Below are 18,019 nucleotides of genomic sequence, written 5' to 3' on the forward strand. Positions count from 1 at the left end.
TGTTATTGACTTAAATTCAATTTATATATAAAATCAAATTTGTGTGTATTAGATTAACTTGAATTATATAGATGTAGAGGAGATAAGATTACTTGAAAGAAAAGAACGATTATAATAAAAAATCAAATCATGGGAAAACAAAAGAAAATAAGGATAACTGTATTGATATAAGAATGTGTACTAAAGAAAAGATAGAAAATAATAAATGTAAAAACTGTGGAGAAGAAGCAAGTTATTTTAGTAGTGAAAATAATGGCTGGCTATGTGAGAATTGTAGAAGTATAGAAGAAAAGTTAGATAAACTTGCAGATAAAATGGAGAAAAAATTAAGTGAAAGAGTATATTCATTTGATCTAAATGAATTAATTAATTGCTTATCAAAAGATGAGATATATAATATAGCAAGAAATCTTGGTGTAAACAAGATATCAGGTTTCAATAAAGAAAAGTTAATTGAAAAATTACTTGAAGAATATAAGGGCTTAGTTGAAAAAAGACTTCTCGTATTTGAAGAAGAAAGATATAAAATTTTAAAAAGTTATGTGGACAGTAAGGGCGTAAAAATTTTTGAGGATATTGATGAAGAAGAAGCAGATAAGAGTGTATATTTTATACAACAAGGAATACTTTTCCCAACTGCAAAGGATGGGATATCAATATTTTTAATGCCTGAAATAGTACAAGAATTAATTAGAGAAAATAATAATATTGAATATAGACGTGTAATAAAAGCTAATAGTGAAATTTTAAATATCGTTAGGGGAATGAATAAGGCATATGGTATTTTAAGATTAAAAGATGCCAAAGAAATAATAGAAAGATATTCGAATATAGAAAATTGTGAAGTAGAAAAGTTAATTAGAGAAGCTGGATATTACTATAATGAATATAGAGAAGAAGGAATATTTATTATAAATAATGAAATAGATGATTTTGAAGAATTATTAAAGGATATAGATAAAGAAACGGATTTAAAATATGCCATGATTCCCAAAGAAGAATTATTGAATATGATTGAAGAAAATTGGGTTTATAATAGTAAAGCAGCAAAAGATTTTTATAAAGAATTTACTAATATGTTTAGTGTAGATAAAGATATGTTAATAGCTATGATAGAAGATTTGATTTTTGATGTTCAAGAAAATGAACCAAAGGATTCAGTAGATCAGATGTTAGAATTAATTAATATAGAAAATGAAGATGCTAAGTTTGTTGCATGTAATATGATGAATAAGTTTGTTAAGAAAATTAGGTTGTGGAAGTATAAGGGTTCAAGCACTAATGATATTAAATCAAATTTAGTTAGTTTAAAAGAAAATAAATATATTGGAAGAAATGATCCTTGTTCATGTGGTAGCGGTAAGAAGTATAAAAAATGTTGCGGCAAAGGTGAGAAGGTTATTAATATATATAAATAAAATATCAAAAGAAAGATAATAATATAAAGTCTCGAGATAATTTGAAATTTTACTTTTAGATTCTCACTTAAAGTGAAATAAAAGGGATAATTGAGCGGAGCAGTATGTTGACTTAAATGCAATGTATATGTAAAATGTAACAAGGTATAACAAGCAGAATTAATACAACAATTAAACCAAGTGATATATTACATAGGAAAAATCATACATATTGTATAGGCAAAGAGGAGGGGCTCTTACTTGAAGGCAAAATGTTATTATTGCAATAAAGAATTAACTGAAAGAACTATTAAAAGACATATGAAAAATTGTAGTGAAATGGAAAAGAGAATAGATGAAAAAAGAACTACAGACGAAAATCTAAGAAATCAATTTATTATAGCTATTAAACCTAAATACACTGGAAATGATTATTGCATATACTTATCAATAGATGGAACATTAGGATTAGTACATATAGATCAATTTATAAGAGATATTTGGGTAGAGTGTTGTGATCATTTAAGTGGTTTTAGAATTAGAGGAAAGTTTTATCAAGATCATTCAATGAATACTAGATTAAATGATATTTTAGATATTGATGAGAAATTCGAATATGAATATGATTTTGGAAGTACTACACATTTAATTTTAGAAGTAGTGGATATAAGATTAGTACCTAGTAGTTTTTCTCAAATAGAAATAATAGCAAGAAATCATGATATTAAGCATGAATGTGAAACTTGTGGAGCAGAAGCTAAGTATTTTAACTATGAAAAAGATGAATGGGAATGTGAAAACTGTATTGATGAAAATAATGATATGATATCTGAATTTGAATATTGTAATTCGCCAAGAGATGGTGTTTGTGGTTATGAAGGACATAAAGAAGCTGAAAATATGTATTTACCTGGTAATACTAAGAAATATAAACTTTCTAAAAAGAATATGAAAGTGCAAGATGATTATAAAAGCATATCAGCTTATGAAGATGATATTTTTGAAGATTCACCAGATATGGAGTATGCATTTGATGACTTATTAAGTAAAAGTAAAATCATTGTAAATAAAGCATTTAATAGAGGAATATATTCCTTTGACATAAATGAATTAATAAGTGATTTATCGAAAGATACTGTATATGATATAGCTAAGTATCTTGGTATGACTAAAATATCAAGTTTAAATAAAAGTAAATTAGTAGAGAAATTACTATGTGAATATGAAGGATTAATTGAAGAAAGAATGTCTTTATTTGATGAAGAAAGATACAAACTTTTAAAGAGTTATGGGGATAACAATGGAATAAAAGCCTTTAATGAAATATCTGAAGAGAATTTATATAAGATAGGATACTTTTTGCAAAATGGTATGCTTTTCTCAGCAGTTAAAGATGAAGAACTAGTAATATTAATGCCAGAAGTTGTTCAAAAGTTAGTTAAAGAAAAAAACAATATACAATATAGAAGTATGATAAAAGTTAATAGTGAAATAGTAAATCTTTATAGAGGTATGAATAAAGCTTATGGACTTCTTAAATTTAAAGATATAAAAGAATTATTTAAAAGATATTCACCTTATAAAGAGAGTGCGGAGCACATAGAGAGCAATTCACTTTATGAATCCCAGAAATATAGAATAGAAGATGTAATAACGAAAGCAGAAGATTATTATAGAGAATATGAGATTCAAGGAATATTTTTTATAAACTGCTACATAGATAATTGGGTAGATTTATTAAAAGAAATAGAACAACAAATAAAGGTTAATTATACTATGATTTCAAAAGAAGATTTATTAGCGATGTCAGATGATAATTATATTTATGAATCACAGTTTGGAAGCGCATTTTTTAAAGAATTTCTTAGTATGTTTAGTATGGAAGAAGATATTTTAGAAGGATTGATGGAATCTTTATACTTAGAAATTCAAGAAAATGAATTAGAAGCTGTTATGACTGAAATATTAGAACAATTAGAAGATGATAATAAAGAAATTAAAGAGTTTATGAGTAACAGCGTTGGAAAATTTCTAAGAAATATTAGATTATGGAGATTTAAGGGTGCTAATCTTAATGAAAAAAAACCAAACATAATAAGGAGTGAAAAACAAAAGATTGTAAGACGAAATGATCCTTGTTTATGTGGAAGTGGTAAAAAATATAAAAATTGTTGTGCTAAAGATGGCAATGTAATAAAGTTGTTTTAGATAAATGAAAGAAAGTAGCAGACCCAGCAAAATAATATCTGGGTTTGCTATTTTTTTATGTGTTAATAAAGAATAAATTATATATGGTATTCTCGTAATCAATAGACTCACAAATGCACATATTTCAACATATAATGGACTAATATCATTACATGGAGTTGAAAATGCGTGATATACGGGCTGATTTTAGCTGGAGGTAAGGGCAGTAGACTATATCCTCTATCAAGAGCCGGAAAGCCAAAACAATTTTTAAAGCTTATTAACGATAAGAGCTTTTTAGTTAACACTGTTGATAGGATAATACCAATAATTAATAGAGATAATATTTATGTCGTGACGAATATGGAATACAGAGAAAAAGTTAAAAATGAGCTTATAGGAATAAAAGATGAGAATATTTTTTTGGAACCTGCTAATAAGGAAACTGCTACATGTATAGGTTTATCTGCAGTAAAGCTATTAAAACAAGATGCTAATGCAGTTATGGTTGTACTACCATCAGATCACTATATTCAAGGTGAGAAGAATTATATAGATACGTTATCTCAAGCAATTGAGATGGCGAATAAGAGAAGATGTATTGTTACATTAGGAATCGAGCCAAGTAGACCTGAAACAGGATATGGTTATATAGAAATGGGTGAGACAACTACTGGGAATATATCAACCTATAAGATAGCTAGATTCACTGAAAAACCTAATTTAGAGGTTGCCAAGGATTTTATATTAAAGGGAACTTATTTATGGAATTCTGGAATGTTTATATTTAGAGCAGATGTTATCTTAAGAGAAATAGAAAAATATCTACCTAAATTGCATAAACCACTTATGGAAATATATAAGAATTTGGGCGAGGAAAATGAGGAAGAGGTTATAAAGGAACAATATGAATTTATAGATGGAATATCCATAGATTTTGGAGTTATGCAGAAAACAAGGAAGGCATATGTAATAAAATGCGATTTTAGTTGGGATGATATGGGTAGTTTTGGAGCTTTAAGTAGGTTGCTCGGTACCTATAGAAATAATAATATATCTTCAAATGTTTATATTGATGAATGCGAGAATTGCTCCATATTTGGAGATGAGAATTTAATAATTGGATTTGGGATAAAGGATTTAGTCATAGTTGATGCAGGAGATGTAATACTTGTAATGGATAAAAATAAAGATCAAGAAATAAAACATTTATTAAATAAGCTTAATGAACAAAGTAAATATAATAAATTTTTATAATAAATAAGCTGTTTCAAAATAATTTTAAATATTTTGAAACAGCTTATTTATTGCTTAAAAGAAAATTAAAGTAAATTATAAATGATAAAGTATATATACTTATCACGAACTATTTATTGCCAATCTAGAGGTACTACAGTGACACCATTCTCTTGAAAGTCTTTAATATCAGTTTCTTTAATATTAGAGTCTGTAATAAGATGAGAAATTTCATCTATATCTCCACTAGAAAAACTATGATGTCTTCCTACTTTTGAACTATCAGCTAGAACATAAACAGGCCCACTACAACGATTAATCATTTCATGATTAATTAATGTTTCCTGAAGAACTGAAGTACTAATACCTGAATCACAAGCTATTCCGCTTACTCCTAAGAAGCATTTGTCAGCTGTTATTTTAGAAAGAATATAAGTGGCAAATTCGCCAACTAAAGATTGCTTTCTTTCATAAACTTGACCACCAGTTAATACTAATTCAACATTAGGACCAATAGATGATTGGAGTGCTTTACCGTTATTAGTAATAACACAGACACGCTTAGTATCTAAATATTCTAGTATTAAAAGTGCAGTTGAACTGGAATTTATAAAAATTGTATCTCCATCATCTATTAAATCAGCTGCATATTTTGCAATTACATGTTTCTTTTGATTATAAGTTGAATCAATGGTATTCTCTTCAGAGTCACTTTTATTATCAATATTTATATCAGTTGCTAACTTTGCACCGCCATAGTATCGGATTATTAAACCTTCATCGTCTAAAGCTTGTAAATCTCGTCTTAATGTAAGGGGAGATATATTTAATTTTTCTGCGAGTTCATTAGTATTAATTGATTCATTTGTACTTATATAATCTAAAATTTTCGATCTTCTTTTAGATACTATGCTTTGAGTTTTTTTCATATTTGTCGCCACCTTCATGCTATAAATGTAATCTACAGATGTTTTAAAGAGTATCCATCATACTTATATTAATTATCTATAATAATTATAAGCCAAACATTCAAAAAGTTCAATAAAAACATTCAAAAAATGAAAAAGTTAAAAACATTCAAAAAAAGACTTGAATTATGTGAATGTTTGATGTAATATAAAGACAAGAACAAACAAGAAGTTCAAAAAAAGAAAAACAAGAAGTTCAAAAACGCTTAAAATACAAATTTGTAATTCAATTGTACAGTTACAAGTTTATAACTTTGAAGCTAGGAACATAAAGATTTAATTGTATGAAAATAATAAAATTAGACAAAAACTAATTATAATTTTGAAGGGGAGATTAAAATGGCAAAAGTAAACGAAATCACAAGAGAGTCTTGGATATTAAACACATTTCCAGAATGGGGAACATGGCTTAATGAAGAAATAGAACATGAAGAAGTAAAACCAGGTACATTTGCAATGTGGTGGTTAGGATGTACAGGTATATGGGTTAAATCTGAAGGAAATGCAAATATATGTGTTGATTTATGGGTTAATACAGGAAAAAAATCAAAAGCAAATCCATTGATGGCATCACAACATCAACATCAAAGAATGATTGGTTGTGTAGCAATGCAACCAAATTTAAGAAACTCAGTTTGTGTTATTGATCCTTTTAAAATTAAAGAAGTTGATGCAATTTTGTCTACACACGATCATGGCGATCACATTGATGCTAATGTTGCAGCAGCAGTAATTCAAAATTGTTCTAAAGATGTTAAATTTATTGGACCACAAGCTTGTATAGATCTTTGGTTAGGTTGGGGAGTTCCAGAAGAACAATGTATAGTTGTAAAACCTGGTGATGTAGTAAAAATTAAAGATACAGAAATTGTTGCACTTGATTCTTTTGACCGTACTGAGCTTGTTACAGCACCAAAAGGTACAATATTAAAAGACAAAATGCCAAGAGATATGGATAAGTTAGCTGTAAATTATCTTTTCAAGACACCAGGTGGAAATCTTTATCATAGTGGTGATTCACATTATTCTAATTACTATGCAAAACATGGTAATGATCATAAAATTGATGTTGCATTAGGATCATTTGGTGAAAATCCAAGAGGTATGACAGATAAAATGACATCTATTGATATGTTAAGAATGGCTGAATGTTTAAATACTGAGGTTATTATTCCATTCCATCATGATATCTGGACAAACTTTATGGCTGATCCACAAGAAATTGTGACTTTATGGAATATGAGAAAATATAGACTACAATATAAATTCAAACCATTTATTTGGGAAGTAGGCGGTAAATTCATTTATCCAAACGATAAGAATAAAATGGAATATCACCACGATAGAGGATTCCATGATGCATTTACAATAGAGCCAGATCTACCATTTAGATCAATGTTGTAATAGAATTCATAGAGGGTTAAAACTTAACCCTCTAAAAAATAAAATGTGGAGGAGAATATAATGTTACAAGGATTAATTGATAAAAAAAGATATTCATTTCATGAAGGTTTTGATACTTGGGAGGAAGCAGTTGCAGCTTCGTGTAAACCTTTAATAGAGGATGGGGCGATAGAAAGTACTTATGTGGATGCAATAATAGGAAATGTAAAAAAATATGGTCCATATATAGTTATAGCACCAAATATTTGTATACCACATGCTCAAGAAGGCGTTGTAGGAGTTAATGAAACAGCAATGTGTTTTATGAGAACTAAAAATCCAGTTCATTTTAGTGATAATCCAGATGAAGATGCAAGATTATTTTTTGTTTTAGCTTCAACAGATAATGAGGTACATTTGCAAAACTTATCAAATATGGTTGGATTAATAGAAGATGAATCAATAGTAGATAAATTACTTGAAGCGAAATCAAAGGAAGATTTAGAGGTAATTGTTGAAATTTTAAAAGCAAAGGTTGTTTAAACAACAAATGGTTAAACATATAAAAAGAAGTTATATAAACAAATATAATTTAAAATAAATTTATTAAATACAAGGGGGAAGTAAATTGAATATATTATTAGGCATATGGAATTTTTTCCAAACAAATATTTTGACAAACCCAGCATTCTTTATAGGTTTTATAGTACTTATAGGTTATTTATTATTAAAACGTCCAATTTACGAAGCAATAGCAGGATTTATAAAAGCAACAGTTGGTTATTTGATTTTGAATGTAGCATCTGGAGGACTTGTAAGTAACTTTCGTCCAATACTAGCGGGATTAAAAGATCGTTTTAATTTAACAGCGGCAGTTATTGATCCTTATTTTGGTCAAACAGCAGCGCAAGCAGCTATAGAGAATATAGGTAGATCCTTTTCGCTTATGATGATAGTGCTATTAATAGCATTTATGTTTAACATAGTATTAGTATTGTTTAGAAAACAAACAAAAGTAAGAACCGTATTTATTACAGGTCATATAATGGTTCAACAATCTTCAACAGCTTTATGGATGGTATTATTCTGTTTCCCAAATATAATTGATACACAAGCAGTAATTATGCTTGGCTTATTACTTGGAACTTATTGGGCAGTAGCATCAAATCTTACAGTTGAAGCAACTCAAGAATTAACTGAAGGTGGTGGATTTGCAGTTGGTCATCAACAAATGTTTGGAATTTGGCTTACACACAAAATTGCAGGAAAAATTGGTAATAAAGAAAAATCAATAGAACATCTTAAATTACCAGGATTTCTAGAAATATTTAGTGACAACGTAGTTGCAACAGGTATACTAATGATGTTCTTCTTCGGAACAATAATGGGAATACTAGGACCAGACTTATTGCATCAAATAGATAAAACAGGATTTGCAGCAAATAGAAACTTCTTATTCTATATAATGGAAAAATCATTAAACTTTGCAGTTTACTTAAGCATATTACAACTTGGAGTTAAAATGTTCGTTTCAGAACTTACAGAATCATTTCAAGGTATTTCAAATAAAATTTTGCCAGGGTCAATGCCAGCAGTTGACTGCGCAGCTACATACGGATTCGGTCATGCTAATGCAGTAACAATTGGATTCTTATTTGGAGCATTAGGACAATTTATATCAATCATAGGATTAGTAGTGTTCCAAAGTCCAGTATTAATAATATCAGGATTCGTACCACTATTCTTTGATAATGCAACTTTTGCAGTATTTGCAAACAAAAAAGGTGGCTTAAGAGCAGCTTGTATAATTCCTTTCGTATCAGGAATTATTCAAGTATTAGGTGGAGCATTTGCAGCTTACTACTTTGGATTAGCAAAATTCGGTGGATGGCATGGAAACTTTGACTGGGATACAGTATGGCCAGTAATCGGAGTATTGATGAAAAACTTCCAATACGTAGGATTTGGAATTGCAGTTGTAGCATTACTTTTAATACCACAACTTCAATACAGAAGGAATAAAAAGGGATACTTCAAAATAGCTGAAGACTATGATGAATATCTTATTGAAATGGAAAAGGCATAAATTATAAAAAATTATTAATTAGATAATTATATTAAAAGAGAAAGTCTAAGGGATGTGAAAGAAAATAATAAGTCAAAGATGCGATGTATATTTTGCGCCAGACAAGGAGCTGAGGTTTGCTAATAGCGAGCTATTAGTGAGACTTAGCGACGCAGTATGACGCAAAATAGACTAGCATACTGACTTGTTATTTCTTTGAACATCCCTAAGTTGTAATTTCTATATTAAAAATTGCAACTTAGATAAAAAACAATTTATAATTTCATAGAAAGTTGCAAACTATAAGTAAGACTAAATTTAAAGTGAAGTAAAAAATAAATTTAAAGGGTGTGTTTGAAAATGTTAAAAGTAATAGCAGCTTGCGGAAGCGGGATGGGTTCAAGCCAAATAATAAAGATGAAAATAGAGAAGGTTTTTAAAAAATTAAACATACCAGTGACAATTCAACACAATAGTGTAGGAGAAGCTAAAAGTCAAGCTTCAAACTTTGATGTAGTATTTTGTTCACAAGTATTAACATCCAATTTTAAAAGAGCAGAAGATTCAGGAACTATAATCATAGGCTTAAAAAATATTTTGTCAGAAAAAGAAATGGAAGAAAAAGTTATAGAAAAGATAGTGAATAAGAAATAGTTTATATTACATCTACCAACTGTAAATTGATATTCTTCATTGAGATAATATTACGGATTGATGCTAGTAGATAATAAGTTATTCTAAAGCTTAGATGAAATTTAGCAATTGAATTTTATCTAAGCCAAAGAATACAGAAGATGTGAAAATTAAAATAGATAATGTAAGTTGAGGTGAATGGAATATGAAAATTATAAAAAAACACTTGGATGAAATGTACCGTGCATATTCAGCAAGTTCAATGGAGATAGATGGTGAACTAAATTTGTTCGTAGCTTCTGAAGAAAAGGGATATCCTTGTTATGCATATAGTGGCAAAGATTTTACGCACCGTCATACAGTTTGGGATAATGGTGGAGGATGCATGTCAATAATTCCTATTCCAAATCGTAATAATGAATTCTTGGCTGTTCGCGACTTCTATTTAAAGGAGAGTCCAAGTGGTGCTCGTTTAGTCTGGGGTCATTTAGCAGATGGTGAATGGGTTATTGAAACTGTTAATAAATTACCTTATTTACATCGTTTTGATGTATGGGATGTTGATGGAGAAATCTATGTTGTTGGAGCTACTATAGCTGATGTCAAAGAGTCTAAAGATGACTGGAGTCACTCAGGAACTATCTATTATGGTAAATTACCAAATGTACCGACTGATGGAATAGATCTTAAAGTTCTTAAAACAGGTTTGTTTAAAAATCATGGATATACTCGTCATATGGTTGATGGTAAGCCACGAGGCACTTTTGGCTGTGAACAGGGAGTATTTGAAGTGATCCCAAATAAAGATGGAGAATGGCAAGTTAATCAATTGTTAGAAGGTAAAATTAGTGAAGTTGCTTGGTGTGATTTGGATAGTGATGGTCAAGATGAATTAATGACTATTGAACCATTCCATGGAAATGCAATGAAGATTTATAAGCTTATTGATGGAAAGTATACTGAAATTTATACTTATCCATACGAAATTGATTTTGCTCATACTTTAGTAGGAACAACACTTTGTGGTGTACCAAGCTTTGTTGGTGGTGTAAGACGTGTTGAGGCTGAATTATTCTATATCCAATGGACTCACGGAAAATGTCAGGAAACAATTATCGAAAAGGGTGCTGGCCCAGCTAATGTAACAGTTATCAATTTGAAAGATTGTGATTTAATTGTTTCGGCTAACCATACTAAAAATGAAGCAGCAGTATATAAAGTGGTAAAGGAATAGTATATATAGTGAAAATATAATGTGATGACAAAGAAAAATTTACATTTAATAAAACAAGATTATAAATAAAATTTAATAATATAAATTTATAAGCATGGAGATTTAAATTTCTATGCTCAAGATATATTATAAAAGTTGACTTAGATATAAATCAAAATCCAATTAAATCAATCGGATTAATTTAAAATGGGAGGTATTTAATGTTAGAAGAATTAAAAAAAGAAGTTTATGAAGCAAATATGCTTTTACCTAAATATAAATTGATAACCTTTACGTGGGGAAATGTTTCTGCAATAGACAGGAAAACAGGGTTAATAGTAATTAAGCCATCAGGTGTTGATTATGAAAAAATGAGTCCAGAAGATATGGTAGTGGTTAATTTGGCTGGAGAAGTAGTTGAAGGAAAATATAAACCATCATCAGATACACCTACACACGTTAAACTATATAACAACTTTCCTGAAGTTGGAGGTATTGTGCACACTCATTCAAGATGGGCAACTATATTCTCTCAAGCAGGAAAATCCATTAAACCATATGGCACAACTCAAGCAGATTATTTTTATAATGAAATTCCTTGTACAAGAGATATGACTCCAGAAGAAATAAAATCAAATTATGAAGATAACACTGGAGGAGTTATTGTTGAATTATTTAAGAACATAAATCCAACGCATGTACCTGCAGTTTTAGTGAAGAATCATGGACCTTTTACATGGGGAAAAGATGCTATAGAAGCAGTTCACAATGCAGTTGTATTAGAAGAAGTTGCAATGATGGCTTGGAATACAGAAGTTTTAGCAAATCATAGTATTGAAACTATGCCAAAGGAATTGATAGAAAAACATTTTATGAGAAAACATGGACCTAATGCTTATTATGGGCAATAGATTTATTTTTAGAAAGTTGGTGATTTTATGAAAGAATATACATTAGGGCTTTATGAAAAATCTATGCCGAATTTTCTATCATGGGAAGAAAAATTAAATTGTGCTAAAGAATGTGGATTTGATACTTTAGAAATAAGTATAGATGAAACCGAAGAAAAGTTATCTAGATTAGATATGACTATAGAAGAGAGAAGACAACTTGTAGAACTAATGTTTAAATGTGGAATTGAAATAAGAACAATGTGCTTAAGTGGACATAGAAAATATTCTTTAGGAAGCACAGATGAGACTACTAGGAATAAAGGAATGGATATCATGAGAAAGGCAATCGATTTAGCTTCTGATATCGGTGTAAGAATAATTCAAATAGCTGGATATGATGTTTACTATGAAGAAGGAAATGAACAAACTAGAAAATATTTTGAAGAAAATTTAAAAAAATCTGTGGAAATGGCAGCTAATAAAGGTGTAATTCTTGCGTTTGAAACTATGGAAACAGAATTTATGAATACTGTTGAGAAAGCAATGGAATTTGTTAAATTAGTTAATTCTCCATATCTTCAAGTTTATCCGGACTGCGGAAATGTAACTAATGCAACTTTAGACTATGGTACAAGTCCTATCGAAGACTTTGAAAAAGGCAGAGGTCATATTTCAGCTGTACATTTAAAAGAAACTGTTCCAGGAAAGTTTAGAGAAATTACATTTGGAACAGGACATGTTAATTTCCAAGAGATAATAAAAAAATCATGGAAACTTGGTGTTAGAAAATACACAGCAGAGTTTTGGTATGTTGGAAATGATGATTGGAAAGATGTAATTAAAGATACAAAAATTTTCATGGATGAAAAGTTTAAAAAAATTTTAGAATAGAAATTTGAATAAATAATTTTTATAGAGAATGAATGGATTTAATATGGAGAAAACAACTTACTTAGAAATATAACCATTATAAAATCAATAGATAGGTTGGTGAACTATGAATAAACAAGAATTAATTTCTATATCAAAGGAAGTTAAAAAAGATATTATTGAAATGATTTATGAGTCAAAGTCAGGGCATCCAGGAGGCTCATTATCTTGTGCAGATATAATAACTTATTTATATTATGAAAAAATGAATATAAATGTTGAAAATCCAAAGGAGCCTAGTAGAGATAGATTTGTTTTAAGCAAAGGACATGCAGCACCAGCACTTTATGCTGTACTTGCGGAGAAAGGATATTTTCCTAAAGACGAATTAAAGAAACTTCGAAAAATAGGAGCACTTCTTCAAGGACATCCGGATTCTAAACATATATCTGGTGTTGATGTTTCAACAGGTTCACTAGGGCAAGGAATATCAAATGCAGTAGGTATGGCTTTAGGACTTAGAAGTCAAAAGAATAATGCAAAAATCTATGTACTTTTAGGAGATGGAGAACTTCAAGAAGGTTTGGTTTGGGAAGCTACAATGGCGGCAGCTCATTATAAATTAGATAATTTAGTTGCTATTATTGATAATAATGGACTTCAAATTGATGGGAAGAATGAAGAAGTAATGGGAATTGATCCTTTAGATAAAAAGTTTGAAAGCTTTGGATTTAATGTTATTGTTTGTGAAGACGGTCATGATTTTGATAAAATTGATGAAGCATTTTCAAAAATAGATAAAGTTAAAGGAAAACCAAGTGTGATTATTGCAAAGACCGTAAAAGGCAAGGGTGTTAGTTTTATGGAAAATAATGCAGGATGGCATGGACAAGCTCCTAATGAAGATGAAAAAAATAAAGCATTAATTGAGCTTGATAGATAGGAGGAGTTTTTTTATGGGTAAGGCAACAAGAGAATCATATGGAATGGCATTATTAGAACTTGGACACGAAAATGATAAAGTAGTAGTTTTAGATGCGGATCTTTCAAAATCAACAAAGACAAATGGTTTTAAAGGAGAATTTAAAGATAGATTTTTTAATGCAGGAATTGCAGAACAAAACTTAATGGGAATGGCAGCAGGATTTGCAAACGTAGGAAACATACCTTTTGCAAGTACTTTTGCAGTGTTTGCAACAGGAAGAGCTTTTGAGATAATAAGAAACTCAATTTGTTATCCTAAAGTGAATGTAAAAATAGCAGCAACTCATGCAGGAATAACAGTTGGAGAAGATGGCGGATCACATCAATCAATTGAAGATATTGCACTTATGAATTCGCTTCCTAATATGACAGTAATAGTACCAGCAGACCATAGAGAAGCAATGGCAGCAACAAAAACAGCTGCAGAATTTGATGGACCTGTTTATTTAAGATTTGGAAGATGTAATACAGAAGATATATTTGATGAAAATTACAAATTTCAAATTGGTAAAGGGGTTCAAGTAAGAGAAGGTAATGATGTAACAATTATTGCAACAGGAATGATGGTTCAAAAAGCTATTGAAGCTTCAAAAATACTAGAAAGTCAAGGAATCAATGCAAGAGTTATAAATATCTCAACTATAAAGCCAATAGATAGAGAATTAATCATTAAAGCAGCAAAAGATACAAAAGGAATAGTTACTGCTGAAGAGCATTCAATTATAGGTGGACTTGGTGCTATGGTGGCAGAAGTTGTATGTACTGAATGTCCTACTCTTATAAAAATGGTTGGGATAAAAGATACGTTTGGAGAGTCGGGAACGCCAGACGAATTAATGGAAAAGTATAATCTAACTAGTAAGGCTATTATTGAAGAAGTAAAAGCAATATTAAAATAAGATTTAAAGTTAATGTATATAAATAAAAATTATAAGTTACAAACAATATTTCAATTATTATAGAAGTATTTTAGAAAAGATTAAATCTATTAAAAAATGGGAGAGTGGGCAGAATGAAAATATTTGTAGATACAGCTAATATAGAAGAAATAAAAAAAGCCAATGCTTTAGGGGTTATCTGTGGAGTAACAACTAATCCATCACTTATAGCAAAAGAAGGTAGAGATTTTAAAGAAGTAATAAAAGAGATTACAAGTATAGTTGATGGACCAATTAGTGGAGAAGTTATTTCAATGCAAAGTGAAGAAATGGTTATTGAAGCTCGTGAAATAGCTAAAATGCATAAGAATATGGTTGTTAAAATTCCAATGTGTGAAGAAGGTTTAAAGGCTGTAAGTATTCTTCATAAAGAAGGTATAAAAACAAATGTAACTTTAATATTTTCAGCACTTCAAGCACTACTTGCAGCAAGAGCTGGTGCTAGCTATGTAAGTCCATTCTTAGGTAGATTAGATGATATTGGAAGTGTGGGAATTACATTAATTCAAGATATTGCAGAAATATTTGAAATTCATAGTATAGATGCAGAAATTATTTCTGCAAGCGTTAGAAACCCAATCCATGTACTAGATTGTGCTAAGGCAGGTTCTCATATAGCTACAATACCTTATAATGTAATAGTGCAAATGATAAAACATCCACTTACAGATGCAGGTATTGAAAAGTTTTTAAAAGATTATGAAGGTATGAATAAGTAATAAATAAGCTAAATAGAAAAAAGAATGTCTCAAAATGATTATAAAAAATCATTTTGAGACATTTTGTTATATAATTTTAAAATAATGTGAGGATATATTTTGCTAGTAGTATGTTAATTTGGGTTTAATATTTAGTTAAAACATTAAATTTATAGGTGCAAAATAGTGTAAATTTTGATAAAATACTACAAGAAAAGAATGTTTAATGATATAATTAATTAAATTTACTTAACTATATTATAGTAATGACTTAGTCAACACATGTTAGTTTCAAAACTAATTAAAGGGGGTATATAATTATGATTAAAAAACTTAATTTAGGAACAAAAATCAGCAGTATTATAGCAATTATAATACTTATATGTTACGTTGGTGTATTTTCAACGATATTAGTACAACTAAAAGCAAAAAGCATAAGTGATAGTGAAGCATTAGCAAAAGAAGTATCGTTATCTTATACAACTCAAATTACAGGTCGCTTTGAAAAATTAGAAGTTATAACTAAAGATTTAAAAAATGCAGTAACTAAGCAAATGAAATTTGGAACACAAAACAGAGAACTTGTTATCGGAATGCAGAAGGAAATATTAGATATGAATCCTGAGGTGTTTGGAATAACAGTAGCATTTGAACCAAATGCATTTGACCAAAAGGATGATTATTATAAAGGTAGAAAAGAATTCTCAGAAACTGGTATGTTTATACCATATGTAAGTAGAGGAGAAAATGAACTAGTAGTTGAGGCTGCATATAATGATGAAACAGAAATGACTTGGTATAATAAGCCGAAGGAATTGAAAGGTACTTACATTACAGAACCTACATCTTATAAAGTTAATGGTAAAGATGTTACGATGGCATCTTTGGCAATACCAATATTAAATGATAATGGAAATTTCTTAGGGGTAATATCAATAGATTATAAACTTGACACATTAGAACAAATTGTACAAGAGAAAACACCACTTGGAGGAACTGTTGAATTGCTTTCAAATGCAGGGATTTATATAGCAAGTGGTGAAGATCCTAGTTTGAAAATGAAAAACGCTAAAGAAAACAGTGATGTTTGGGCTAAAATCATAAGCGAAACTTCACAAGGAAAAGAATTTTATACTTATGGAAATTCAGTTACAAAAGGTAAGGAAGTGTTAATGGTAGCATATCCAGTTAATTTAGAAAATACTAATACAAATTGGATTTTATGTAGTCAAATTCCGAAGGATAAAATATTAGAAGGTTATAATAAAATATTTAATGTAATTATAGTTGCAGCAATTGCCTCATTAGTTATAGTGATTTTTGTAATATGGCTTGTAATTAAGAAGATGACAACAGGTATAAAATATGCAGAAAAACAAATGGATTTATTAGCTAAGGGAGATCTTACAATAGAATTAGATGAAAAGTACTTACAAAAAGAAGATGAGATAGGAAAAATGTTTAAATCTATGAGAGAAATGCAAAAATCTTATAGACATATAATAACTGGAGTTAAGAGAGAATGTAATATAGTATTAGATTCTATAAATGTTACCAAAGAAAAAATAGATGACTTAAATATTAGAATTTCGGATGTATCTGCAACGACGGAAGAATTGTCTGCAAGTATGGAGGAAACAGCAGCTTCAACAGAAGAAATAAATTCTTCATCTTCAAAGATGGAATCTTTAATAAAAACTATGGGTTCAAGTGTTGAGGATGGGGAGAAAACTGCAAAGGAGATTGAAGAAAGAGCTATAAGACTTAAATATGATGCAATAAAATCACAAGAAAAATCTAATAATATAACTTTAGAAATGCAAGAAAGCTTAAAAACAGCAGTAGAAAAATCTAAGGCGGTAAATAAAATAAATGAATTAACATCTAGAATATTGGAGATTACTGATAAAACAAATTTATTAGCGTTGAATGCAGCAATAGAATCAGCAAGAGCAGGGGAAGCTGGTAAGGGATTCGCAGTAGTTGCAGATGAAATAAGAAAACTTGCTGAGACCTCAAAAGAAACAGCTATAGAAATTCAACAAATAAATAAAGAAGTAGTTGTAGCAGTAAATGATCTTAAAGGAACTTCAACTGAAGTTATTAATTTTATTGGAACTCAAGTAGTTGAAGATTATAATAAACTCGTTGACACAGGAGAACAATATAAAAATGATGCTATAGTATTCAATGAACTAGTTAGTACTATAGGTGAAATTTCAGATAAATTAATTAATTCAACTGAAGAGATTATTACATCAATAGATGAAGTTGCACAAGCAACAAATGAAGGGGCTACAGGAACAACAATAATTGCAACTAAATCAAATGAAGTAGTTAACTTAAGCGAAGAAGTAGTAGAGCAAACATATAAAACTAAAGAAAGTGTAGACAAACTTTTAGAAGTAGTATCAATATTTAAAATTTAGACTATGTTTAAAAATTATTTATAATAAAGTTTTATAATAAAGTTTTATAAAAAGATTATTATTTAGATTCATATGAAATGAATGGAATATGTATGACTAAAATCTATCTTGGAGGTATTTTAAAT

General features: G+C 29.3%; 15 protein-coding genes. 14 read left to right on the top strand and 1 reads right to left on the bottom strand.

The window, feature by feature from the left end; translation table 11 throughout:
• Nucleotides 1-92 precede the first annotated feature (92 nt).
• From psyc5s11_RS01930 to psyc5s11_RS01940, 3 genes are all read left to right on the top strand, one after another.
• A complete protein-coding gene (locus psyc5s11_RS01930; RefSeq protein WP_224035982.1) occupies nt 93-1,418 on the top strand; it encodes an SEC-C metal-binding domain-containing protein in 1,326 nt (441 codons plus the stop codon).
• Nucleotides 1,419-1,658: 240 nt separating this feature from the next.
• Nucleotides 1,659-3,605: an SEC-C metal-binding domain-containing protein gene (locus tag psyc5s11_RS01935; protein WP_224035983.1), complete on the top strand. Its 1,947-nt coding sequence runs from the start codon at nt 1,659-1,661 to the stop codon at nt 3,603-3,605.
• Nucleotides 3,606-3,773: 168 nt separating this feature from the next.
• The gene (locus tag psyc5s11_RS01940) at nt 3,774-4,841 is read left to right on the top strand and encodes a mannose-1-phosphate guanylyltransferase (RefSeq protein WP_224035984.1); all 1,068 of its coding nucleotides are present in this window, start codon (nt 3,774-3,776) and stop codon (nt 4,839-4,841) included.
• A 113-nt stretch (nt 4,842-4,954) separates the two neighbouring features.
• Here psyc5s11_RS01940 and psyc5s11_RS01945 read toward each other — a convergent pair whose 3' ends face one another.
• The gene (locus psyc5s11_RS01945) at nt 4,955-5,749 is read right to left on the bottom strand and encodes a DeoR/GlpR family DNA-binding transcription regulator (protein WP_224035985.1); all 795 of its coding nucleotides are present in this window, start codon (nt 5,747-5,749) and stop codon (nt 4,955-4,957) included.
• A gap of 378 nt (nt 5,750-6,127) precedes the next feature.
• On the opposite strand from psyc5s11_RS01945, the gene ulaG reads away from it, so the two are divergent.
• From ulaG to psyc5s11_RS02000, 11 genes are all read left to right on the top strand, one after another.
• Nucleotides 6,128-7,192 carry an L-ascorbate 6-phosphate lactonase gene (gene ulaG, locus psyc5s11_RS01950; protein ID WP_224035986.1) on the top strand — a complete coding sequence of 355 codons (1,065 nt, stop codon included), beginning with the start codon at nt 6,128-6,130 and terminating at the stop codon, nt 7,190-7,192.
• 60 nt (nt 7,193-7,252) lie between these two features.
• Nucleotides 7,253-7,714 carry a PTS sugar transporter subunit IIA gene (locus psyc5s11_RS01955; protein WP_224035987.1) on the top strand — a complete coding sequence of 154 codons (462 nt, stop codon included), beginning with the start codon at nt 7,253-7,255 and terminating at the stop codon, nt 7,712-7,714.
• Nucleotides 7,715-7,799: 85 nt separating this feature from the next.
• Nucleotides 7,800-9,257, top strand: coding sequence for a PTS ascorbate transporter subunit IIC (locus psyc5s11_RS01960; RefSeq protein ID WP_224035988.1), 1,458 nt, complete (start codon nt 7,800-7,802; stop codon nt 9,255-9,257).
• A gap of 339 nt (nt 9,258-9,596) precedes the next feature.
• Nucleotides 9,597-9,890, top strand: a complete 294-nt coding sequence (locus tag psyc5s11_RS01965; RefSeq protein ID WP_224035989.1) for a PTS sugar transporter subunit IIB — start codon at nt 9,597-9,599, stop codon at nt 9,888-9,890.
• A 184-nt stretch (nt 9,891-10,074) separates the two neighbouring features.
• Nucleotides 10,075-11,103 (top strand): hypothetical protein, encoded by a 1,029-nt coding sequence (locus tag psyc5s11_RS01970; protein WP_224035990.1) that lies wholly within the window; start codon nt 10,075-10,077, stop codon nt 11,101-11,103.
• A gap of 200 nt (nt 11,104-11,303) precedes the next feature.
• Entirely contained in the window at nt 11,304-11,993 is a 690-nt protein-coding gene (locus psyc5s11_RS01975) for an L-ribulose-5-phosphate 4-epimerase (RefSeq protein ID WP_224035991.1), read from the top strand.
• A 27-nt stretch (nt 11,994-12,020) separates the two neighbouring features.
• The gene (locus psyc5s11_RS01980) at nt 12,021-12,866 is read left to right on the top strand and encodes an L-ribulose-5-phosphate 3-epimerase (RefSeq protein WP_224035992.1); all 846 of its coding nucleotides are present in this window, start codon (nt 12,021-12,023) and stop codon (nt 12,864-12,866) included.
• A 106-nt stretch (nt 12,867-12,972) separates the two neighbouring features.
• Complete coding sequence (locus tag psyc5s11_RS01985) at nt 12,973-13,788, top strand: transketolase (RefSeq protein ID WP_224035993.1); 816 nt, start codon at nt 12,973-12,975, stop codon at nt 13,786-13,788.
• Nucleotides 13,789-13,801: 13 nt separating this feature from the next.
• Nucleotides 13,802-14,728 (top strand): transketolase family protein, encoded by a 927-nt coding sequence (locus psyc5s11_RS01990; RefSeq protein WP_224035994.1) that lies wholly within the window; start codon nt 13,802-13,804, stop codon nt 14,726-14,728.
• Nucleotides 14,729-14,841: 113 nt separating this feature from the next.
• Nucleotides 14,842-15,486: a fructose-6-phosphate aldolase gene (fsa, locus tag psyc5s11_RS01995; RefSeq protein ID WP_224035995.1), complete on the top strand. Its 645-nt coding sequence runs from the start codon at nt 14,842-14,844 to the stop codon at nt 15,484-15,486.
• 299 nt (nt 15,487-15,785) lie between these two features.
• A complete protein-coding gene (locus psyc5s11_RS02000; RefSeq protein WP_224035996.1) occupies nt 15,786-17,894 on the top strand; it encodes a methyl-accepting chemotaxis protein in 2,109 nt (702 codons plus the stop codon).
• Nucleotides 17,895-18,019 lie beyond the last annotated feature (125 nt).

The organism is Clostridium gelidum (assembly GCF_019977655.1).
GTDB classification, from domain to species: Bacteria; Bacillota; Clostridia; order Clostridiales; family Clostridiaceae; genus Clostridium; species Clostridium gelidum.